This window comes from Frankia sp. RB5, assembly GCF_059816245.1.
In genome coordinates this window covers 209,210-228,596 of record NZ_JCBATA010000001.1, presented here as the reverse complement: position 1 = coordinate 228,596, position 19,387 = coordinate 209,210, and the positions used below count along the sequence as shown (strand labels likewise).

Genomic DNA, 19,387 nt, shown 5'->3' with positions numbered 1-19,387 from the left:
TCACGGCGCGGACGGATTCCGACATACTGTCGGATTTCCGACAACGACCGTGCTATGGGCCCCCGCGGGGACACCGGCGCCGCCTACCCGTTCCTACAGCCACCTTGAGGCCGAACGGGGGTCGGCACGACTCCACCGCGTCTTCGAGACGTTGACAGTCCTCGCCGAAACCACGAACAGTGCCCTCGCGGTCTCATACGGAAACTGCAAAAGATCAACGTCCGAGCTACTCCCCTCGAGTGTGATCCACGCTATACATCCAGGGGTGCGGCCCTCGGATCGACCGGTCCATTGCGTTGATCCGGAGGCCTGAGACGACTCCGGAGCGTGCCCGATGCCCCTTGACAGCACCCCACCAGGCGAGCCAGCCCACGGACCCGCGGCCCCCTACCCCGCCGACCCGCTGGTCGGCCCCGCGGCCGGCGGACCGGGCGACCGGCCCGACGAGGCCTGGCAGGCCCGGCTCGCCGGGCGCTCGCGGCGGTCCGGCCTCGTCGCGCTCGCCGTCCTGCTCGTCACCCTCGCCCTCGGCTTCGGACTGACCCGGCTGGAGTTCACCACCAGCCAGGACAACTACCTCAACAGCGACTCGCGGATCGCCCGGGACAACGTCGAGTACCAGTCGCTGTTCGGCGGCCAGGCGATGGTCACCGCGTTCCAGGTCGCGCCGGGCTCGCGCCTCGCCGACCTGTTCACGGCGCACAACGTCACGCTGTTCCGCGAGCTGCAGAAGGACCTCGACGCCAACCCGGGGATCGAGTCGACGGTCACCCCGCTGACCGCCCTGGAGTTCACCGACAAGCTCATCCGCGGCCGTGACGGCAACGTCCTCGCGAGCCCCGGCGCCAGGATCCTGCTCGACGCGCAGGCCCGCGACCCCGACAAGGCGTCCGCGCAGCGCCGCCTGGCCGACTCCCTGGCCACCCTGAGCCGCGTCCAGGCCGTCCCGGAGAACGCGCGGACGCTGGACAACCCGGCCTGGATCGACGTCCTCCTCCACGACAACACCGGCGCGGTCCGCAAGTCGCTGCGGCCGTTCTTCCCGAAGCCGTCCGCCGCCCAGATGGTCACCCGGCTGCGGGGCAACGCCTCGCTGCAGGAGGAGGGCGACGGCGCGCGGGTGGTCGAGCGGGCCACCGCCGGGCTGCGCTTCGACCACGCGTCGCAGATCACCACCGGCGCGCCCGTCCTGCTCCGGAACATCAACAACTACCTCCGCGGCGGCTTCCTCACCCTCGGCGCGATCTCGCTGGCGCTGATGGCCGGTCTGCTGCTCGCGGCGTTCGCGGTGCGCTGGCGGCTGCTGCCGCTCGGCGTGGTGGGCGTCGGCCTCATCTGGGCGTTCGGCCTGGCCGGATATCTGGGCGTGCCACTGTCGGTGGTGACGATCGCGGGCCTGCCGGTGCTGCTCGGGGTGGGCATCGACTTCGCCGTGCAGCTGCACAGCCGGATCGAGGAGGAGGCCCAGCTCGACCGGGCCGGCCGCGGGGCCGTCGCGGCGGCGCTGCGCGGACTGCTGCCCGCGCTCGTGGTCGCGACCGTCGCCGCCGTGCTCGCGTTCCTGGCGCTGGAGTTCAGCCAGGTCCCGATGATCCGCGACTTCGGCACCCTGCTGGCGCTCGGGCTGCCGGTCGTCGTCGCCGCCACCACTCTGCTGCTCGCCCTGCCGCTCGACGCGCGCGAGCGGCGCCGGCCCACCCCGGCGAAGGACTACACCCACGGCCCGCTCGGCCGGCTGGTCATCCGGCTAGGCGGCCTGCCCCGGATCACGGCGATCCCGCTCGTCCTCGCCGCCGTGGCGGTGTTCATCGGCGGTATCGCCGCGGACGGGCGGCTGACGATCCAGACCGACCCCGAGAAGTGGGTCGACCAGAACAGCCAGGTCATCAAGGACATCAACACCCTGCGGGCGCGCACCGGCTCGGCCAGCGAGCTGGGCGTCTACGTGCGCTCCACGAACGTGTTCGACGACGCCACCGCGAGCTTCGTCGGACGGTTCGCCAACACGCAGATCGCCGCGCACCCGGGCGACCTGCTGGACGCCTCCAGTCTGGTGACCACCGTCAGCTACCTGATGGAGGTGCCGAACACCACGATCATGATGCCGACGGGTCAGAACATCCGGCTCGCCTACGAGGTCGCGCCGCCCGACATCCAGCGCAGCACGGTGAACCTCCAGCACCAGGCCCTCAACATGATCTTCCGCACCGGCTCGGGCTCGCTGGAGCGGCGGGCCGACGTCGTCGACGACATGCGGGCCAACACCCGGCCGCCGGCCGGCGTCCAGGCGACGCCGTCGGGCCTCGCCGTCGTCGGGACGGCGCTGCTGGACGCGTTCGCCCACAACCGGGTGGTGCTCACCTACTACGCGCTCGCCGCCGTGTTCGTCCTGCTGGCGCTGTACCACCGCGGTCTCGTGCGGGCCGTGCTCTCACTCGTGCCGGTGCTGATCGCGGTCGGGCTCAGTTCGCTCGTCGCGCTGGCGATCGGGGTGAACCTCAGCCCGCTGACGGCGGTCAGCGGTCCGCTCGTCATCGCGTTGTGCACGGAGTTCACGACCCTGTTGGTGCTACGCCATCTGGAGGAACGCCGGCGCGGGCGCGACCCGCGGGAGGCCATCCGGGCGACCGCCGGGCGGACCGGGCGCGCCTTCATGGTCTCCGCGCTCGCCGCCGTGATCGGCGTCGGTGTGCTCGCGTTCAGCTCGCTGCCGCTGCTGCGCGACTTCGGCCTGGTGGTCGCGCTGAACGTGGCGGTCGCCCTGCTGTCGGCGCTCGTCGTGCTGCCGCCGCTGCTGGTCTGGGCGGACGAGCGCGGCTGGGTGCACCGCGACGGCGGAAAGCTGACCAATCGGCGTCAACCCTCCGGACCGGGCGCCCCCGGCTCCCAGGACGCCGCGGCGAGCCCCGGCGCCGCCGGGCCGAGCGCTGCCGCTCCGAGCATAAGCCCAGTTCAGAGGGCTAATCACCGAGGTTGACGGCGTGCCGCCGGGCCGCCGCGAGCTGGCTTTGCGGCCCCTGGCGGCCGGGCCGCACGTCCCGCCCTGCCCTTCGTTCCCCTGCTGGCATGTGGCACGCTCAGGACACATGTTCCCGGGCCGGCGCAGCACGGCCACCGCCGCCCGGCGGGTGATTCCCGGGACGAGGCACCCGCCACCCAGGCTCGGCAGCCGCCCGAGCGTCGAAGGAGTAGGGCATGAGTTTCGACTTCAAGGTCGCGGATCTCGCGCTGGCCGAGTTCGGCCGCAAGGAGATCCGTCTTGCCGAGCACGAGATGCCCGGGCTGATGGCCACCCGGGCCGAGTACGCGGCGAGCCAGCCGCTGCGGGGTGCCCGGATCATGGGCTCCCTGCACATGACGATCCAGACGGCCGTGCTGATCGAGACCCTGGTGGCGCTCGGCGCCGACGTCCGCTGGGTGTCCTGCAACATCTTCTCCACCCAGGACCACGCCGCGGCGGCGGTCGTCGTCGGGCCGAACGGCACCAAGGACGACCCGAAGGGCGTACCCGTCTTCGCCTGGAAGGGCGAGACGCTCGAGGAGTACTGGTGGTGCACCGACCAGGCGCTGGCCTGGCCGGACGGCGGCTACCCCAACATGATCCTCGACGACGGCGGCGACGCGACCCTGCTCGTCCACAAGGGCGCGCAGTTCGAGGAGGCCGGCGCGGTCCCGGCGACCGACCCCTCGGACAGCGAGGAGTACGCGATCGTCCTCGACACGCTGCGCAGCACCATCGCCGCCGCGCCCGGCCGCTGGTCGGCGACGGCGAAGAGCGTCAAGGGCGTCACCGAGGAGACGACCACGGGCGTCCACCGCCTGTACGAGATGGCGAAGGCCGGCACGCTCGCCTTCCCGGCGATCAACGTCAACGACTCGGTGACGAAGTCGAAGTTCGACAACAAGTACGGCTGCCGCCACTCCGTCATCGACGGCCTCAACCGCGCCACCGACGTGCTCATCGGCGGCAAGGTCGCCCTCGTGGCCGGCTACGGCGACGTCGGCAAGGGCTGTGCGGACGCGCTGCGCGGCCAGGGCGCCCGGGTCATCGTCACCGAGATCGACCCGATCTGCGCGCTGCAGGCGGCGATGGACGGCTTCCAGGTCTCCACCCTGGATGACGTCGTCGGCATCGCCGACATCTTCGTCACCACCACCGGCAACTTCAACATCATCACCGCCGCCCACATGGCCGCGATGAAGCACCAGGCGATCGTGTCCAACATCGGGCACTTCGACAACGAGATCGACATGGCCGGCCTCGGGAAGATCGCCGGCATCGAGAAGATCAACATCAAGCCGCAGGTCGACGAGTGGGTCTTCCCCGACGGCCACTCGATCATCGTGCTGGCCGAGGGTCGGCTGATGAACCTCGGCTGCGCCACCGGCCACCCGAGCTTCGTGATGTCGAACAGCTTCACCAACCAGGTGATCGCGCAGATCGAGCTGTTCACGAAGACCGAGGAGTACCCGCTCGGCGTCTACGTGCTGCCCAAGCACCTCGACGAGAAGGTCGCCCGGCTGCACCTCGACGCGCTCGGCGTGAAGCTCACCGAGCTCACCAAGGAGCAGGCTGACTACATCGGCGTGCCGGTCGAGGGCCCGTACAAGGCGGACCACTACCGCTACTAGGCCACGCCGCGACCCGTGATCTTCCCGCCGCCGCGGCGGGCAACGGCAGCGTGATGGCAGCGTCACGGCGGCCCGTGTCGCGAACAGGGTGACAGAACGGACACGACACGCGGAGTTCGCGACACGGCGCCGTTCTCCCCCCGCACGCGTTTCCCATTCACGGGAAGTCCGCCCCATCCTCGGCCTTCTGATCGAGGCCGACACCGCCCCCGGTCGTCGTCGCGTCCGGGGGCGGTGTGCTGTCCGCGTCAGTTCGCCGGCGGCTCGGTGCGCAGGCCGCGTCAACGCCCAGCGACCGCGTCAACGCCCAGCGACGGTGTCAGTGCCCAGCGACCGCGTCAGTGCCCAGCGACGGTGTCAGTGCCCGGCAGCGGGCACCGGGACGCTCGCGGAGGCCGGAACACCCGCCGACGCGGGAGATGCCGGGGCGGGAGACGCCGAGGCCGCAGCGGCCTGGGCGGAGGACGCCGCCGTGGCGGCCGCGGGTGCGGCGGGTGCCGGGGCGGCCGGCGGCGTCAGGTGCGGGCGCCGGGTCGGCGACCAGCACAGCGCCGTCCAGTTCGGATCGTCGTCGCCGGTGGGCAGGTCGTACCAGCCCTCCGGCAGGAACGTGCCCCAGGTGACGGGGGGCCCGCCCACGCCGGTGCCGCCCGCGGTGGGCCGCGGCACGCCGAAGGTCACCAGGCCGTCCGCGCAGCCCTGGTGCAGGACCTTGAGCTTCGGCTGACCGGCCGCCGGCCCGCGACCGGCCTGGGTGCGGCACAGGATGTCCGTGGACGGCGGCCAGAACGACCCGATGTGCGCGTAGAAGCCGGCGTGCACCAGCGTCTGCCCGCCCGGCTCGCCCGGTCCCGGTAGGACGCTGACGTTGGTGGTCTGGTTACTCGGGCAGCTCGCCCAGGTGGCCCCGCCGGCCTGCGCGGTCCCCGCGCCGGCGACCGCGAACGCGCCGGTCAGCGCGACCGTGGCGCCGGCCGCGACGAGCGAGGAGCGAAGGCGCCGGGAGCGCGGGAGCGCCCGGGCGAATCCACGGGGACGGCGGGGCGAGGGGCCGGGGCGGCCGATCGGATCCGTCGACTGTGCGGGCGGAGGCGACGGCAACCGCCCGTCCCCCCGTCCCGACGATGCGGCACACGGCATTGAATGCCTCCTTCTTGAACCCGCCACGGAACGACCATCGACGAAGCGGCCCGCCCGGGATCGGAACACCCGTTCCACCTTCTGGTTCGGGATTCCCGTAGATAGAACAGCAACCGGTGGCCAGGATAGCGACAGTTGCGCACGCGTTGGGTCTTGGCGTGCGGATCGGAGCCATCGTGGTCATGACATCGGATCCAGGCGTTCCGCCGCGATAGCGCGGCCCGGATCAGCCGGGCTGGGCGATTCATCCGATCCGGCCGATTAGTCCGTCCGCCGCACGCCGCGGCACCGCCGCCACCGACAGTGCACGGCGAAACTCGATTTCCGTCGCCGCGGAGAACTCGCGCAGGTCACGCGACCGCCCGGTCGCCGCATACCCGAGCCGGCGGAGGAGCCGGTCCGCGCCGGCGAGGCGGGTATCCGTCCACAGCCCCAGCTCGGCCGCTCCCCAGCCGGCGGCCTCGCGCTCGACCCGGCGCACCAGCGTGGTGCTCAGCTCCCACAGCCGGCGCGCCGGCTCACCGGCACCGGCGGAGCGGGCCGAGGCCAGGCCACCCAGCGGGGACTCCCCCGCCGGCCAGGCCGGCCGTTCGGCGGCCAGCCCGTGACCCGGGCACTCGCCGGCGGCCGAGTCCATCAGCTCCCGCAGCGTCGCGGCGTCGCGGTCGCGCGCCGCCCGCAACCCTGGCAGCAGCTCGCGTCGCATCCAGATGTGACGGACGAACACGGCGTGCCGCAGCGCGCGGGCCGTGGCCGGCGGGCCGCCGGCAACGGCCCGCGCGACCTCGAGCGCCACCGGGCCCACACCGGACCTTCCAGCGGGCCACGGTTGGACTACGGACATAGGCCGGCAGTCTAGGCCGACGTGGCCCTCCGAAACAGATCCGCCACACCCGGGAGCGGGTGCCCGCGCGGATCCCCCGAGGCGGGTCCGCGCCGTCACCGGCGCCGGGCATCCCACCGGACAGATGCGGACATCGGCGGACCCGGCATGGTCGCTGCCCCCAAGGCCGGGGTAGAAAGCAGGCCAGTACCCGCCAATGCGACCACATCCGTGCGAAGAGGAAGCAATCTGCCATCGTGAATTTCCCGCCGATGACCTGGCGTGACGACGCATGCGCACCGGAGGTCCACTAAGGATGGCCGCGACCCTCTACCCGCCGGCCCGACTGCGGCCGGTGCGCAACACGTCCGGATCGATGATCCAGCCCACCCGTGGCCTCGTCGCGCACGTCCAGGTGGGCACCGGATCCCTGTTCGGCTGGTTCGACAACGCCGCCAGCCAGGTCAGCTCACACCTGTGGCTGTCGCGGACGGGCGACTTCGAACAGTACGTTCCCTTCGACCAGCGGGCCTGGGCCCAGGCCGCCGGAAATCCCTACTGGATTTCCTGCGAATGCGAAGGATACGAAACCGAGGACTACACCCCCATACAGGTGACCCGCCTCGCGGAGCTGTATCGCTGGGGCATGCAGCAGTTCGGCTGGAAAGGCGAGATCACCGATTCGCCGGACGGCTACGGGCTCGGGACCCATCGCATGGGCGGCGCCGCGTGGGGTGGGCACAGCTGCCCGGGTGACATTCGCGCGAACCGCCGCCGCGACATCCTGGCACTGGCCCTGGGCACGTCGGCCACTCCCCTGGACCCGCGGGAGCGCTATGCCGGCCGGCCGACCCTGCGTGAGGGCGCGACCGGCGCCGACGTGGTGGAGCTGCAGAACGCGCTGAACATCATCTTCAACCACGAGGCGCCGGTCGGCGACCCGAACCGGATCACCCCCGACGGGGCCTACGGGCCGCGCACCACCGCGCGGGTGGCGTCGCTGCAGCGCTACGCCTCGCCGTGGTTCGGCCGGATCCCGGATGACGGCATCTGCGGGCCCACCACCTGGAAGAAGGCCGGCTGGATCCTGACCGGGATGAAGCGCACGGTCTGAGGCCTCAGGCCGCGTCCGCCGCGAGCCGGGCACCCGCCGCGCGCAGCCATCGGGTCGGCTCGGCCATCGCCGGCGCCGTGCCGCCGGCGAGCGCTGCCAGGGCGACCGCGGCGACGACCCCGTCCGGTTCGGGGGCGTCGATCTGACCCGCGGCGACGAGGACCGGCACGCCCGCACCCCGGGCAAGGGCGACCACGCCGCCGACGACCTTCCCGGTCAGCGACGTCCGGTCGAAGCGGCCCTCGCCGGTGACCAGCCAGTCCGCGCCGGCCAGCGCCGCCGGCAGGCCCGCGACCTCGGCGATCGCCGGCACGCCGGGGACCAGCGTGGCGCCCCAGGCCGCGGCGAGCCCGTACGCGGTGCCCCCCGCCGCACCCGCGCCCGGCGCTTCGGGCGTGCCGGCGAGCAGCCCGGCCAGGCGGCGCAGCCCCAGGTCCAGCCGGGCGATGTCGGCCGGGCTCGCGCCCTTCTGCGGACCGAACACGGCCGCGGCACCGGCCTGGCCCAGCAGGGGGGTGTCGACGTCGACGAGGCAGCGCACACCCCCGGCCGGCGCCGGCGCCAGCCCGGCGAGGTCGACCGCCGCCAGCTCGGCCAGCGCACCGCCGCCGGGCCGCAGGGACGCCCCACGGGCGTCGAGGAACCGGGCGCCCAGCGCCGCCAGGGCGCCGGCGGCGCCGTCTGTCGACGCCGAACCACCGAGCGCGACCAGGATCTCCCGGGCACCGTCGGCGAGTGCGGCGGCCAGCGCCTGCCCGACGCCCGTGGTCTGGGCTCCGAGCGGGTCCAGCGCCCGCATCAGCGGCAGCCCGCTCACCCGCGCCAGTTCGACGACGGCGACGCCGCCCGGCAGCGCGAGCCACTCGCCGTCGTGGCCCCGCCCGTCTGGACCGGTCACCCGCAGGGGCCGCCGTCGAGCCCCGGGCACGGCGGCGGCGAAGACGTCGAGGGTGCCCTCCCCGCCGTCGGCGACCGGCAGGATGACGATCTCGTCGTCGGGTCGCCGCGACCGCCAGCCGTCCGCCAGTGCGGCGGCGACCCGCGTCGCGCTCGCCGAGCCCTTGAACGAGTCGGGCGCGATCACGACCCGCCGGCGCATCAGCCGGCGCCGAGCCAGGCGTCGATGCCGGCGAGGGCGTTGTCACGCACGGACGCGGGCAGGGCGCCGGCCCGCACCGAGCTGCGGGCGCAGGCGGCCAGGTCCTCGTCCGACAGGCCGAGCTCGGCCCGGCACAGCTCGTACTCCTCCAGGCAGGTGGGCCCGAACAGCAGCGGGTCGTCGGCGTTGATCGAGCAGTTCACCCCGGCCCGCAGCAGCGCCGGCAGCGGATGGTCGGCGAGGCGCGGCACGACCGACAGCAGCAGGTTCGACGTCGGGCACACGTCCAGGCAGGTGCCGCGCTCGAGCAGGACGTCGACGAGCGCCGGGTCCTCGATCGCGCGGATGCCGTGCTGGAGTCGGTCGGCGTTCAGGGCCTCGATCGCGCCGCGCACGGACGCCGGCCCGTCGAGCTCGCCGGCGTGCGGGGTCGACAGCAGTCCGCCGTCGACGGCCAGCCGGAATGCCGCCTCGAACGGCTCCGGCGGCCAGCCGTTCTCGTCGTTGTGCAGCCCGAGGCCGACCACCCCGCCGTCAGCGAAGCGCAGCGCCAGGCGGGCCACGTCCACGGCGGCCTCGGACGAGTCGAAGACGCGGTCCACCGCGGCCATCCACCGGACGGTCACGCCGTGCCGGGCGCCTGCCTCCTCCGACCGGGCCAGCACCGTCTCCCAGGCCGCCTCCGCGCTGCCGAACACGCCGAGATGCGCGTACGGCCAGAAACTGGGCTCGACGTAGACGACGCCCTCAGCCGCCGCGTCCTCGACCATCTCGTCGACGAGGCGCTCGAAGTCGGCGGGCCGGCGGAAGACCGGCAGGATCCCGCCGATCACCTCGCTGAACCCGCCGAACTCGCTGAAACCCGTCGTCCGCGGGGTCGGGATCCCCGCGTCGGCGGCCAGGTCGGCCAGCGTCGCGGGCCGCATCGACAGCTCGAAGTGCAGGTGCAGATGTCCCTTGGGCAGGGAGCGCAGATCCCGCCTGGGCACGTCCCGCATGGGCAGATCCGGCATGGGTGGTGGGTCCTCCTCGCGGCGCGGCACGGTCGGTGCACCGAAACCTATGCCGGCCGGAGGCAGCCACGGATGCCGTGGCAGGGGTTGTTACCTCGCCGTCACGCCTTCCCGCGCGGCGGGCCGCCGTGACCTGCCCGGACGCGTCCGAGCCGGCCACGGGACGGCCGCCGCTGTCCTGCGGGCGCGGAGGTGCTCACCAACCACCCGCCGGGCGGCCCGGAGTGGGCGGGTCGGGCGCAGCGGACGGGCTGCCGTACCCCTGGCCGGACGGCGAACCGTATCCCGGCTCGCCGGCACCCGATCCATAGCCGGGCCGGCCCGCGCCCTGGCCGGGCTGGCCCGCGCCTTCGCCGTAGCCCGGCGCGCCGGACGACGTGCCCGCGGCGTCGGGGCGGGGCACCTCACCGCGCCAGGAGCCGGTCTCGGACTGGCGGCGCTCGATGAACGCCTTGAAGCGGCGCAGGTCGGCCTTGACCCGACGGTCGTCCGCGCCGAGCGCGGCCCCGGCCTTCTCGGTGAACCCCTCGGGCTGCCAGTCCATCTGCACCGTCACGCGGGTGTCGTCGTCGCCGAGGCGGTGGAAGGTCACAACGCCGGCATGGGTCGTGCCACCGGCGCTCTTCCACGCCACCCGCTCGTCGGGCAGTTGTTCGGTGATGGTCGCGTCGAACTCGCGCTCCTGGCCGCCGACCTTGACCTTCCAGTGGGTGTGGGTGTCGTCGAGCTGCGAGATCGTCTCGACGCCGTCCATGAACTGCGGGAAGGACTCGAACTGGGTCCACTGGTTGTAGGCGGTCCGGATCGGGACGTGGACCTCGATCGATTCCTGGACGGTGCTCGTCATGTTTCCTCCCGTCTCGACACGTGTTCCGGTCAGGGGCGCTCATCCCCGCCCTGCCGCAGCTAACACACGGCCCACCACATGAACATCCCGACCCAGGTCACGCGTCCCCGGCCTGTCACGCGGGCCCGCCCGGCCACGCCACACGCACACGCCCGCCCGGCCGGCCGGCCACGCACGGGTCGGCCCCGACCGCTTGTCCCTGCCAGCCAGCCAACCCCCGCGGCGACACACACCAGCAATGATCACGGGCGCGAGCGCCGCCGCGGCGTCCAGGGGTTCCGCGGAACACGATCTCTCATCAGAGAAGCGCGGCGGGCGGACCACGCGACACGGCGAGGCGGGCTCGTGGCGCCGGATGCGGGGCGCGGAGCTGGGCCTGCGGCACGGGGCTGGGTCCGCGCCGGCGCCTGCCCGGCACCGCCGTTAGGCCGCCCCACCAGGGCGGGAGCCGTGCCCGGGCCGCCGGAACCGAGCCGACCGCGGCCCGTGATCCGCGGTCCGGGCGGACGCCGGGCCCTCCCGGACCAGAAGCGGACAACCGCTGGTCCGGCGCGTCGCGCCAGCCACGGGGTAGGCTTGCGGTGTTGCTTGTTTCTCGGTGCGTGACCTAACGCGGAGAACGGCACGACCAGGCCACGGCACCCCGTCGGGGCCTGGTGCGAAGCCGGTATGCGAAGGACGCCTACCGGGAGCGCGGCAAGGAGAAAGTATCGTGGCGCAGGGTACCGTCAAGTGGTTCAACGCGGAGAAGGGCTTCGGATTCATCTCCGTCGACGGTGGCGGCCCGGACGTGTTCGTCCACTACTCCTCGATCGTGGCGGACGGCTACAAGTCCCTGGACGAGGGCCAGAGCGTCCAGTTCGAGATCGTGCAGGGCCAGAAGGGACCGCAGGCGGACAACGTGACGATCGCCTGACCGTTCACACCACTTTGTAACCTCAGCTTCGCGTTTCGGCGCGTGGCCCCGCAGTGGGTCACGCGCCGAAATCGTGTTGAGGGGCGGGCCCTGCGGTGGCGATACTGCACCGATGCCCGCTTTCTCCCAGTACGACCGGCGCGGGTACCCGTCCGTGGACGTCCGGACCGGCTACGGCGAATGGTCGGACACGTACGAGCAGACCGTTGAGGACGTCATGGATCTCGGGCTGCTCGCCCAGCTGGCCGTGCCGGCCTGGGACCAGGCTCGACGAGCGGTGGACCTCGGCTGCGGGACCGGCCGCACCGGCTCCTGGCTGCGGGCCCGCGGCGTCGCAGCCCTCGACGGAGTCGACCTGACCCCGCGGATGCTCGCGCTGGCGCGCCGCCGCGGCGTCCACGACCAGCTGCTCGAAGCCGACGCGACAGCCACCGGGCTGCCCGCCGCCGGGTACGACCTGGCCGTGTCCTGCCTGATGGACGAGCATCTCCCCGAACTCACCCCGCTCTACGCGGAGGCGGCCCGACTCACCCGGCCGGACGGTCTGTTCGTCCTGGTCGGATTCCACCCGCACTTCATCATGACGTCCGGGATGCCGACGCACTACGACGATCGCACCGGCGCCCCGAGGGCGATCACCACCCACGTCCACCTGGTCAGCGACCAGGTCGCGGCGGGACTGGCGACCGGATGGTCGCTCGCGGAGATGCGGGAGAATGTGATTGACGACACCTGGCTCGCCGTCAAGCCCAGCTGGGGTCGCTACCTCGGCCACCCGTTCACGATCGCGCTGGTCTGGCGACGAGCGGGCCGGCAGGGCCAGCCGGGCGAGTCGGGCGAGTCGGGCCCGGTCAGTGCCCCGGCAGCCGCACGACCGTGACGAAGAAGTCGTCGATGGACCGCACGTCGTCGACGAAACGATCGAAGTCCACCGCCTTGGTGACATAGGCGTTGGCGTGCAGCTGGTAGCTGCGCTCGATGTCCTCGGCCGCGTCGGAGGTGGTCAGCACCACCACCGGGATCCGGCGCAGTCGCTCGTCCCCCTTGATCTCGGCGAGCACCTCGATGCCGTTGCGTCGCGGCAGGTTGAGGTCAAGCAGCACCAGGTTCGCCTGCGGCGCGTCGGTGTACGGCGCCTCCCGGCGCAGGAAGGCCAGCGCCTCGATGCCGTCGTTCACGACGTGCAGGTCGGCGGCGATCCGGTCGTCGGCGAACGCCTCGCGGGTCATCAGGACGTCCCCCGGGTCGTCCTCGACCAGCAGAACGTCGAACGAGTTGGCGGTCAGACTCGTCGTCATGGCACTACCTCGAGATCACATGCCGCCACGTGGCGCTGACGGCGGGCGGGCCGTGGGAGCCCGCGAAGGGAGTCCTCACGGATGGACGCGGCCGCGAACCGGAGGGCGGAACCCGCGCGACGTGCGCAGAGTCGCCGGCACATGAGGACGATGTCCGGCGACATCCTCGAGGTGAGCCCGGGCGGCGACGCCGGCCGGACGCCCGGGAGCCGGGGTCCTCGGCTCGGGGGGATACCTGACGGTACGCCAGGCACGGCCCACTGTCGCCCCCTCATTCGGGACTACCCGGCCGGGGGTCCCCCGGTGACGCGGTCGCCATGGTGGTGACGGTTGCCGCCATGACGGCGAGGGAAGGTCCCGAGCACATACGCTCGGCGACGTCGGCACGGGCGTACGCGAGGCAGCGCAGGCGATGGCGCATTCAGCCGGGACGGGCAAGATGACCAGCACCTCCACGACCAGCACCTCCACGACCAGCACCTCCACGACCAGCACCTCCACGACCAACGGCCGAACGGCGACCGACACCACGACGAGCGGCCCCGCGGCTGGTGGCGGCCGCGTGCGGCGGGACATCGCGGATCGCGACGACATCACCGAGCTCGTGACCGCCTTCTACCGGCGGGCCTTCGCGGATCCGCTGCTCGGACCGGTCTTTGTCGACGTCGCGAAGCTTGACCTTGACGCCCATCTGCCGGTGATCTGCGACTTCTGGCAGGCGGTGATCTTCCGGGCGGGCACCTACCGCCGCAACGCGTTCGGCGTGCACGCCGACCTGCATGCGCGAGTCCCTCTCACCGAGGACCTGTTCGCACGCTGGCTCGCCCTGTGGACGGGCACCGTCGACGAGCTGCGCCACGGTCCGCGCGCGGACCGGGCCAAGCTGCAGGCGGGGCGGATCGCCGAGTCGATGCGCCGGCGCCTGCCCGACCGGCCCACGGGGCCTGACCCCGTCGACTGACTCCCGTCGACCGACCCCCGCCGGCCGAGCCCGCCGGCCAGGCCCTGCCGTCCAACCCCGTCGGTTGCTCTCACCTGCGACTTCACCGACCTGCGGCACCTGCGCCGCACCGGGTAGCTTGCGCCCTATGACGCTGCCGGAGCTGACGGACCCCGACACGCCGACCCCCCATCCCGCGCGCGGGCAACGGTGGCTGCGGCCGATGCGCCCTCGGCTCACCGACGAGCGGCACCGGGTGGCGACTCCCCTGGAGCTGCTGTTCGACCTGTGTTTCGTGGTCGCGGTCGCCCAGGCGTCCACCAAGCTGCACCACGCTCTCAGCGAGGGACACCTGGCGACCGGCTCCGTCGCCTACCTGGCGGTCTTCTTCTCCGTGTGGTGGGCGTGGATGAACTTCACCTGGTTCGCCTCCGCCTACGACGTCGACGACGTGCCCTACCGGGTGGCGACCTTCGTCCAGATCGTCGGAGTGCTGATCCTCGCGGCCGGGGTGCCGCGGGCCTTCGACCACGACTTCGCGGTCGTCACCCTCGGCTACGCGGTGATGCGCTGCGGGCTGGTCGCCCAATGGCTGCGGGCGGCGCGCGGGTCGACCGAACCGCCCGCCCGGCGCACCGCCCACGGCTACGCGCTCGGCATCGCGGTCTGCATGATCGGCTGGGGCGCGCTGCTGCTGGTGCCCGGCCACTGGCGGGCGGCCGGGTTCGCGGTGATGGTGGTCGCGGAACTGGCGGTGCCGATCATCGCCGAGCGGCCGCGACGTACCGCCTGGCACGCGCACCACATCGCCGAGCGGTACGGCCTGTTCACGATCATCGTGCTGGGTGAGTCGATCCTGTCGGCGACGATCGCCGTCCAGTCGGCGTTCGACGAGCATCGCGCCGGCGGGGCGCTGTTCGCCGTGGCGGCCGGCGGCCTGCTGATCGTCTTCGCCCTGTGGTGGCTGTACTTCGCCCGTTCGGCGCACGGCTTCCTGGTGTCGAACCGGGTGAGCTTCGTCTGGGGCTACGGCCACTTCTTCGTGTTCGCCGCCGCGGCGGCGCTCGGCGCGGGCCTGGCGGCCAACACCGATCGTGTCACCCACCACGGCGAACTCGGTGCCTACGCCGCGGGCGCCGCCGTCACGGTGCCGGTCGCCGTCTACCTGCTCGCCCTCACCGTGCTCCAGCTGCGCCCGCAACACGCCGGGCCGGTCCGCACCGGGCTCGCCCCGGCGGCGGCCGTCGCCGTGCTGGCCACCACCGGGTTCGCCGCGGTGAGCGCCGCGCTCACCGTCCTGGCCACCGGTGCCGTGCTGGCCGTGCTGATCGCCGCCACCGAGGCGCTCGGCTGGGATCCGGCTCCGCGGCCGGCGGGAAAAGCCTGAGGACAGGCCTGTCCGCGGCATTTTCCTCGCGCCTCGGTCCGCCGTATCGAAAACCGGCGGGCCGGGGCTGACATGTTTACTCCTCCTTTACAGCTCGTCCGGTCGGGGTGCCGCGCCCGCCTGCTACGCTTTCCTGGAAGCCGAAACGACCTGTGGAGAAGGCCAGCATGGCGTTTGTCGTCACGTCTTCCTGCATTGATGTAAAGGACACCGCCTGCCTGGACGAATGCCCGGTGGACTGCATCTACACCGGCATTCGCAAGCTCTACATCCATCCGGGCGAGTGCATCGACTGCGGGGCCTGCGAGGCCGCCTGCCCGGTCGACGCGATCATGAACGTCCGGCTGGTACCAGCGGCGGAGGCCGAGTTCATCGCGGACGAGGAGCGCTTCTTTCACACCGTCCTGCCAGGGCGGACAACACCCGTCGGCGATCCCGGCGGCGCGGGGAGGATCGGCCCGGTCGGCGCCGACACCCCCTTCGTCGCGGCGTTCGGACGCTGACGGCCTGAACCGCCGGCGAAGGCTGACGCGGCCACGGCGTCAGCGGGACCGCCGGCTATGGCCGGTGCCCTGGACCACCCCCGTCCAGGCACCGGCCTTTCAACGTTCCGGCACCGTTCGCCACCCTGGTCGGTGCCCCCGCCACACCCGTTCCATATCACCCGCGGCGAGCGCCGCACATCCGGCTCCTGTGGCGCCGTGCTGGCGCACTGTTCCGTGCGGGCGAGTTTCCGGGCCGGCCGGCATCAATGCCGACACACCTTCACGCGCACATCCACATGCGCATTCACACGCACATTCACACGCACATTCACGTCCTTGCCCGCCGCCGGTCCACGCCCGAACATCACCGCGGCGCGCGGTGCGACGCCAGAGGGGATCAGGCCGCGGTGTGATCGGCCTGATCCCCTCGCATTCGCGGACGGGCGGTCCGCCCGGCCGTCCGTCCGCTCCGGCCCGGGGCGAGAGGGCCCCCGGCCGGCAGCCGCTCCCAGCGCGACTGCTCGGGCGGTCGCCGCCTAGCTGGCGGCCACCTCCCACGAGTCGACGCCCGTCAGCAGGCTCCGCAGCTCGCCGCGGCCACCGGGCCGGGCCGTCGCCAGGCGCTCCTGGAAGAGCTGGTCGAAGCTCGGCTGGGTGACCGAGCGGTACACGCCGATCGGCGGCTCGGCCAGGGACGTCTCGGCGAGCCGGGCCAGCGCGTACGCGTAGGTGGAGTTCTGGATGCCCGGGTCGTGTACGACGACCCGGGAGTCACCGCCGTGGCCGATGGCCAGCTCCCCGGTGCTCGGGTCGCGGATGACACCCCACTGCTCGTTGGTGCCGAACACGATCGGCAGCCCGGGCGAGAGGCGGATCGGGCCCTGCTCGGGCGCCGCCGGGTTGTCCGTCTCGGGCGCCGGCGCCGCGGACCCGCGCGGCTGGCGCGGGATGGGGGTGAACGTCGGGCAGCCCTGACGGATCTCGACCAGCGCCGCGCCCTGGTGGGCGGCCGCCGCGGTGAGGGTCGCGGTGAGGTGGCGACGGTCGGAGTCGAGGGTGCGGGCCACGAAGGTGGCACCGGCGCCGAGCGCGAGCGCGATCGGGTTGAACGGGTTGTCCAGCGAGCCGTGCGGGCTCGACGGGCTCACCGTGCCGACCTTCGACGTCGGCGAGTGCTGGCCCTTGGTCAGGCCGTAGATGTGGTTGTTGAACAACAGGATCTTGAGGTTCACGTTGCGCCGCAGCGCGTGGATCAGGTGGTTGCCGCCGATCGAGAGCGCGTCGCCGTCCCCGGTGACGACCCAGACGGACAGGTCCGGCCGGTTGATGGAGATGCCGGTCGCGAACGACGGCGCCCGCCCGTGGATCGAGTGGATGCCATAGGTGTCGAGGTAGTACGGCAGCCGGGAGGAGCAGCCGATGCCCGACACCACGACGGTGTTCTCCGGCGCGACGCCGAGCGCCGGCAGCAGCCCGCGCATCGTCGACAGGATCGCGTGGTCCCCGCAGCCGGGGCACCAGCGCGCCTCCGCGCCGGTGGTGAAGTCGGCGACGGTCGGCGCCCGCCGGGCGCTGCCGCCCGCCGGCTCGTCCGCCTTCGCCCCGCTGGCCTCGTTGACCTCGCTCATCGTCCCGCCTCCAGAGTCGCGTCCCGCTTGTTGGCGCCCGCGTCCGTCTTCGCGGCCAGGCGCGCCGCCACGTCCCCGAGCGCCCGACCGTCGACCGTGCCGGTGCCGTCCTCGTCGGCGATGCCGGCGATCACCCGGGTGATGACGGAGGCGAGCTCCGACGACCGGAACGGCATGCCGCGGGTGACGTTGTAGCCGACGGTGTCGATCAGGGTCTCCCGGCGCAGATGGCCGGCGAGCTGCCCGAGGTTCATCTCCGGCACGAGCACCGTGTGGTACTCCGAGAGCACGGAGGCGACGTTCGCCGGCAGCGGGGCGATGTGGGTCAGGTGCGCCTGGGCGACCTTCAGGCCCTGCGCGCGCACCATCCGACACGCCTCGCCGATCGGGCCCCAGGTCGATCCCCAGCCGACGACCAGCACGTCCGCGCCGGAACCGGGCGGGCCGTCGGGGTCGTCGACCTCCAGCGGCGGCACGTCGATGCCGTCGATCTTGGCCTGCCGGGTGCGGATCATGAGGTCGTGGTTGTCCGGGTCGTAGGACACGGCACCAGTTCCGTCGGCCTTCTCCAGGCCGCCGATGCGGTGGGTCAGCCCGGGGGTGCCCGGGATGGCCAGCGGCCGGGCGAGGGTCTTCGGGTCACGCGCGTAGGGCAGGAAGATCGGGTTGCCCTCGGCGTCGACCCCGTTCGGCTCGGTGGCCAGGTCGATCCCGAGCGAGGGCAGCTCGTCCAGCTCGGGCACCCGCCACGGCTCGCTGCCGTTGGCGATGTAGGAGTCGGAGAGCAGGATCACCGGCGTGCGGTAGGTCAGCGCGATCCGGGCCGCCTCGACCGCCGCGGCGAAGCCGTCCGCGGGCGAGCGCACGGCGATGACGGGCAGCGGCGCCTCGCCGTGCCGGCCGTAGAGCGCCTGGAGCAGGTCGGACTGCTCGGTCTTCGTCGGCAGGCCGGTCGATGGGCCGCCGCGCTGCACGTTGACGACGACCAGCGGCAGCTCCATGATCACCGCGAGGCCGAGGGCCTCGGCCTTGAGCGCCATGCCGGGCCCGGAGGTGACCGTGACGCCGAGCATGCCGGCGAACGACGCGCCGATGGCTGCGCCGATCGCGGCGATCTCGTCCTCGGCCTGGAAGGAGCGCACGTCGAACGAGGCGAGCGCGGACAGCTCGTGCAGGACCTCGGAGGCCGGCGTGATCGGGTAGGCGCCGAGGAACAGCGGCATCGCCGCCTGGTGCGCGGCGGCGACCAGACCGTAGGCGATGCCCTTGTTGCCCTTCATGTGCCGGTAGGTGCCAGCCGGGAGCGGGGCCGGCTTCACCTCGTAGACACTCGCGAAGGCCTCGGTCGTCTCGCCGTAGATCCACCCCGCCCGCAGCGCGGAGATGTTCGCGGCCTGCACGTCGGGCTTGGCCGCGAACCGCTTGCGCAGGTAGGCGGCCGTGTCCTCGATCGGCTGGCTGAACATCCAGGACACCAGGCCGAGGGCGAACATGTTCTTCGTCCGCGCGGCGTCCTTGCGCTTGAGGTTGTGGTCGGCGACGGCGGCGGCGGCGAACCCGGTCAGGTTGATCGCGTGCAGCTGGTAGGCATCCAGCGAGCCGTCGGTCAGCGGGTCGGACTCGTAGCCGGCCTTCTCCAGGCCGAGCGCCGTGAACGCGTCGGTGTCCGTGATGATGACGCCGCCGGGCCGAAGCTCGGTGACGTTGGCCCTGAGCGCGGCCGGGTTCATCGCGACGAGGACGTCGGGCTGGTCACCCGGGGTGGTGATGTCGTGGTCGGCGATGTGCAGCTGGTAGCTGGACACGCCGGCCACCGTCCCCGCTGGGGCGCGGATCTCCGCCGGGTAGTTCGGCAGGGTGGCCACGTCGTTGCCGATCGCCGCGGCCTGGGCGCCGAAGCGGTCGCCGGTGAGCTGCATCCCGTCGCCGGAGTCGCCGGCGAAGCGGATCACCACGTTCTCCAGCCGTCTGACCCCGTCGGGTCGGGCGGACAACTGCTCGGTGGACATCGGGTACCTCATCTCGGGCGGGCGATCCGTGCCGGGTGCCGGGGCCGGACCCCGGG

16 protein-coding genes are annotated in these 19,387 nt (G+C 72.6%); 8 read left to right on the top strand and 8 right to left on the bottom strand.

From position 1 onward, the window contains the following. Positions 1 to 334 precede the first annotated feature (334 nt). Positions 335 to 2,977: an efflux RND transporter permease subunit gene (locus AC6EXY_RS00975; RefSeq protein ID WP_101834324.1), complete on the top strand. Its 2,643-nt coding sequence runs from the start codon at positions 335 to 337 to the stop codon at positions 2,975 to 2,977. A 218-nt stretch (positions 2,978 to 3,195) separates the two neighbouring features. Continuing rightward, positions 3,196 to 4,632: an adenosylhomocysteinase gene (gene ahcY, locus AC6EXY_RS00970; protein WP_101834323.1), complete on the top strand. Its 1,437-nt coding sequence runs from the start codon at positions 3,196 to 3,198 to the stop codon at positions 4,630 to 4,632. A 357-nt stretch (positions 4,633 to 4,989) separates the two neighbouring features. On the opposite strand, the gene AC6EXY_RS00965 is transcribed toward ahcY, so the two are convergent. Further along, positions 4,990 to 5,733 (bottom strand): hypothetical protein, encoded by a 744-nt coding sequence (locus AC6EXY_RS00965; RefSeq protein WP_101834321.1) that lies wholly within the window; start codon positions 5,731 to 5,733, stop codon positions 4,990 to 4,992. A 283-nt stretch (positions 5,734 to 6,016) separates the two neighbouring features. Beyond that, positions 6,017 to 6,568, bottom strand: a complete 552-nt coding sequence (locus AC6EXY_RS00960; RefSeq protein ID WP_133150841.1) for a hypothetical protein — start codon at positions 6,566 to 6,568, stop codon at positions 6,017 to 6,019. A 343-nt stretch (positions 6,569 to 6,911) separates the two neighbouring features. Between AC6EXY_RS00960 and AC6EXY_RS00955 the strand changes: the two genes are divergently transcribed. Then, a complete protein-coding gene (locus AC6EXY_RS00955) occupies positions 6,912 to 7,709 on the top strand; it encodes a peptidoglycan recognition protein family protein (protein ID WP_101834316.1) in 798 nt (265 codons plus the stop codon). A 4-nt stretch (positions 7,710 to 7,713) separates the two neighbouring features. On the opposite strand, the gene AC6EXY_RS00950 is transcribed toward AC6EXY_RS00955, so the two are convergent. The 3 genes from AC6EXY_RS00950 to AC6EXY_RS00940 form a co-directional block, all read right to left on the bottom strand. Next, positions 7,714 to 8,808, bottom strand: coding sequence for a glycerate kinase family protein (locus AC6EXY_RS00950; protein ID WP_101834314.1), 1,095 nt, complete (start codon positions 8,806 to 8,808; stop codon positions 7,714 to 7,716). Next, positions 8,808 to 9,821 (bottom strand): adenosine deaminase, encoded by a 1,014-nt coding sequence (gene add / locus AC6EXY_RS00945; RefSeq protein ID WP_243407974.1) that lies wholly within the window; start codon positions 9,819 to 9,821, stop codon positions 8,808 to 8,810. The genes AC6EXY_RS00950 and add overlap by 1 nt, the downstream gene beginning before the upstream one ends. Before the next feature lie 196 nt (positions 9,822 to 10,017). Continuing rightward, positions 10,018 to 10,668, bottom strand: coding sequence for an SRPBCC family protein (locus tag AC6EXY_RS00940; RefSeq protein ID WP_101834312.1), 651 nt, complete (start codon positions 10,666 to 10,668; stop codon positions 10,018 to 10,020). A gap of 712 nt (positions 10,669 to 11,380) precedes the next feature. Between AC6EXY_RS00940 and AC6EXY_RS00935 the strand changes: the two genes are divergently transcribed. Both AC6EXY_RS00935 and AC6EXY_RS00930 read left to right on the top strand, forming a co-directional pair. Further along, positions 11,381 to 11,584 carry a cold-shock protein gene (locus AC6EXY_RS00935; RefSeq protein WP_101834310.1) on the top strand — a complete coding sequence of 68 codons (204 nt, stop codon included), beginning with the start codon at positions 11,381 to 11,383 and terminating at the stop codon, positions 11,582 to 11,584. Between the two features lie 112 nt (positions 11,585 to 11,696). Then, positions 11,697 to 12,464, top strand: coding sequence for a class I SAM-dependent DNA methyltransferase (locus AC6EXY_RS00930; RefSeq protein WP_101834308.1), 768 nt, complete (start codon positions 11,697 to 11,699; stop codon positions 12,462 to 12,464). Here the strand turns inward: AC6EXY_RS00930 and AC6EXY_RS00925 are convergent. After that, positions 12,436 to 12,882, bottom strand: coding sequence for a response regulator (locus tag AC6EXY_RS00925; RefSeq protein ID WP_499816810.1), 447 nt, complete (start codon positions 12,880 to 12,882; stop codon positions 12,436 to 12,438). The two genes, AC6EXY_RS00930 and AC6EXY_RS00925, sit on opposite strands and share 29 nt — an antisense overlap. Positions 12,883 to 13,321: 439 nt before the next feature. Here AC6EXY_RS00925 and AC6EXY_RS00920 point away from each other — a divergent pair, with 439 nt between their 5' ends. From AC6EXY_RS00920 to fdxA, 3 genes are all read left to right on the top strand, one after another. Next, complete coding sequence (locus tag AC6EXY_RS00920) at positions 13,322 to 13,843, top strand: group III truncated hemoglobin (RefSeq protein ID WP_499816809.1); 522 nt, start codon at positions 13,322 to 13,324, stop codon at positions 13,841 to 13,843. 127 nt (positions 13,844 to 13,970) lie between these two features. After that, complete coding sequence (locus tag AC6EXY_RS00915) at positions 13,971 to 15,209, top strand: low temperature requirement protein A (RefSeq protein ID WP_243407972.1); 1,239 nt, start codon at positions 13,971 to 13,973, stop codon at positions 15,207 to 15,209. A gap of 167 nt (positions 15,210 to 15,376) precedes the next feature. Beyond that, positions 15,377 to 15,712 carry a ferredoxin gene (fdxA, locus tag AC6EXY_RS00910; RefSeq protein ID WP_499816823.1) on the top strand — a complete coding sequence of 112 codons (336 nt, stop codon included), beginning with the start codon at positions 15,377 to 15,379 and terminating at the stop codon, positions 15,710 to 15,712. Positions 15,713 to 16,230: 518 nt separating this feature from the next. Here fdxA and AC6EXY_RS00905 read toward each other — a convergent pair. After that, a complete protein-coding gene (locus AC6EXY_RS00905; RefSeq protein ID WP_101834306.1) occupies positions 16,231 to 17,322 on the bottom strand; it encodes a 2-oxoacid:ferredoxin oxidoreductase subunit beta in 1,092 nt (363 codons plus the stop codon). After that, the gene (locus tag AC6EXY_RS00900) at positions 17,319 to 19,331 is read right to left on the bottom strand and encodes a 2-oxoacid:acceptor oxidoreductase subunit alpha (protein WP_101834304.1); all 2,013 of its coding nucleotides are present in this window, start codon (positions 19,329 to 19,331) and stop codon (positions 17,319 to 17,321) included. The genes AC6EXY_RS00905 and AC6EXY_RS00900 overlap by 4 nt, the downstream gene beginning before the upstream one ends. Positions 19,332 to 19,387: the final 56 nt, after the last annotated feature.

Excerpts from the sequence above, each read along its gene's own strand:
- AC6EXY_RS00975 (WP_101834324.1), top strand. The coding sequence starts at position 335 with ATGCCCCTTGACAGCACCCCACCAGGCGAGCCAGCCCACGGACCCGCG.
- ahcY (WP_101834323.1), top strand. The coding sequence starts at position 3,196 with ATGAGTTTCGACTTCAAGGTCGCGGATCTCGCGCTGGCCGAGTTCGGC.
- AC6EXY_RS00955 (WP_101834316.1), top strand. The coding sequence starts at position 6,912 with ATGGCCGCGACCCTCTACCCGCCGGCCCGACTGCGGCCGGTGCGCAAC.
- AC6EXY_RS00950 (WP_101834314.1), bottom strand. The coding sequence starts at position 8,808 with ATGCGCCGGCGGGTCGTGATCGCGCCCGACTCGTTCAAGGGCTCGGCG.
- add (WP_243407974.1), bottom strand. The coding sequence starts at position 9,821 with ATGCCGGATCTGCCCATGCGGGACGTGCCCAGGCGGGATCTGCGCTCC.
- AC6EXY_RS00940 (WP_101834312.1), bottom strand. The coding sequence starts at position 10,668 with ATGACGAGCACCGTCCAGGAATCGATCGAGGTCCACGTCCCGATCCGG.
- AC6EXY_RS00930 (WP_101834308.1), top strand. The coding sequence starts at position 11,697 with ATGCCCGCTTTCTCCCAGTACGACCGGCGCGGGTACCCGTCCGTGGAC.
- AC6EXY_RS00925 (WP_499816810.1), bottom strand. The coding sequence starts at position 12,882 with ATGACGACGAGTCTGACCGCCAACTCGTTCGACGTTCTGCTGGTCGAG.
- AC6EXY_RS00920 (WP_499816809.1), top strand. The coding sequence starts at position 13,322 with ATGACCAGCACCTCCACGACCAGCACCTCCACGACCAGCACCTCCACG.
- AC6EXY_RS00915 (WP_243407972.1), top strand. The coding sequence starts at position 13,971 with ATGACGCTGCCGGAGCTGACGGACCCCGACACGCCGACCCCCCATCCC.
- fdxA (WP_499816823.1), top strand. The coding sequence starts at position 15,377 with ATGGCGTTTGTCGTCACGTCTTCCTGCATTGATGTAAAGGACACCGCC.
- AC6EXY_RS00905 (WP_101834306.1), bottom strand. The coding sequence starts at position 17,322 with ATGAGCGAGGTCAACGAGGCCAGCGGGGCGAAGGCGGACGAGCCGGCG.
- AC6EXY_RS00900 (WP_101834304.1), bottom strand. The coding sequence starts at position 19,331 with ATGTCCACCGAGCAGTTGTCCGCCCGACCCGACGGGGTCAGACGGCTG.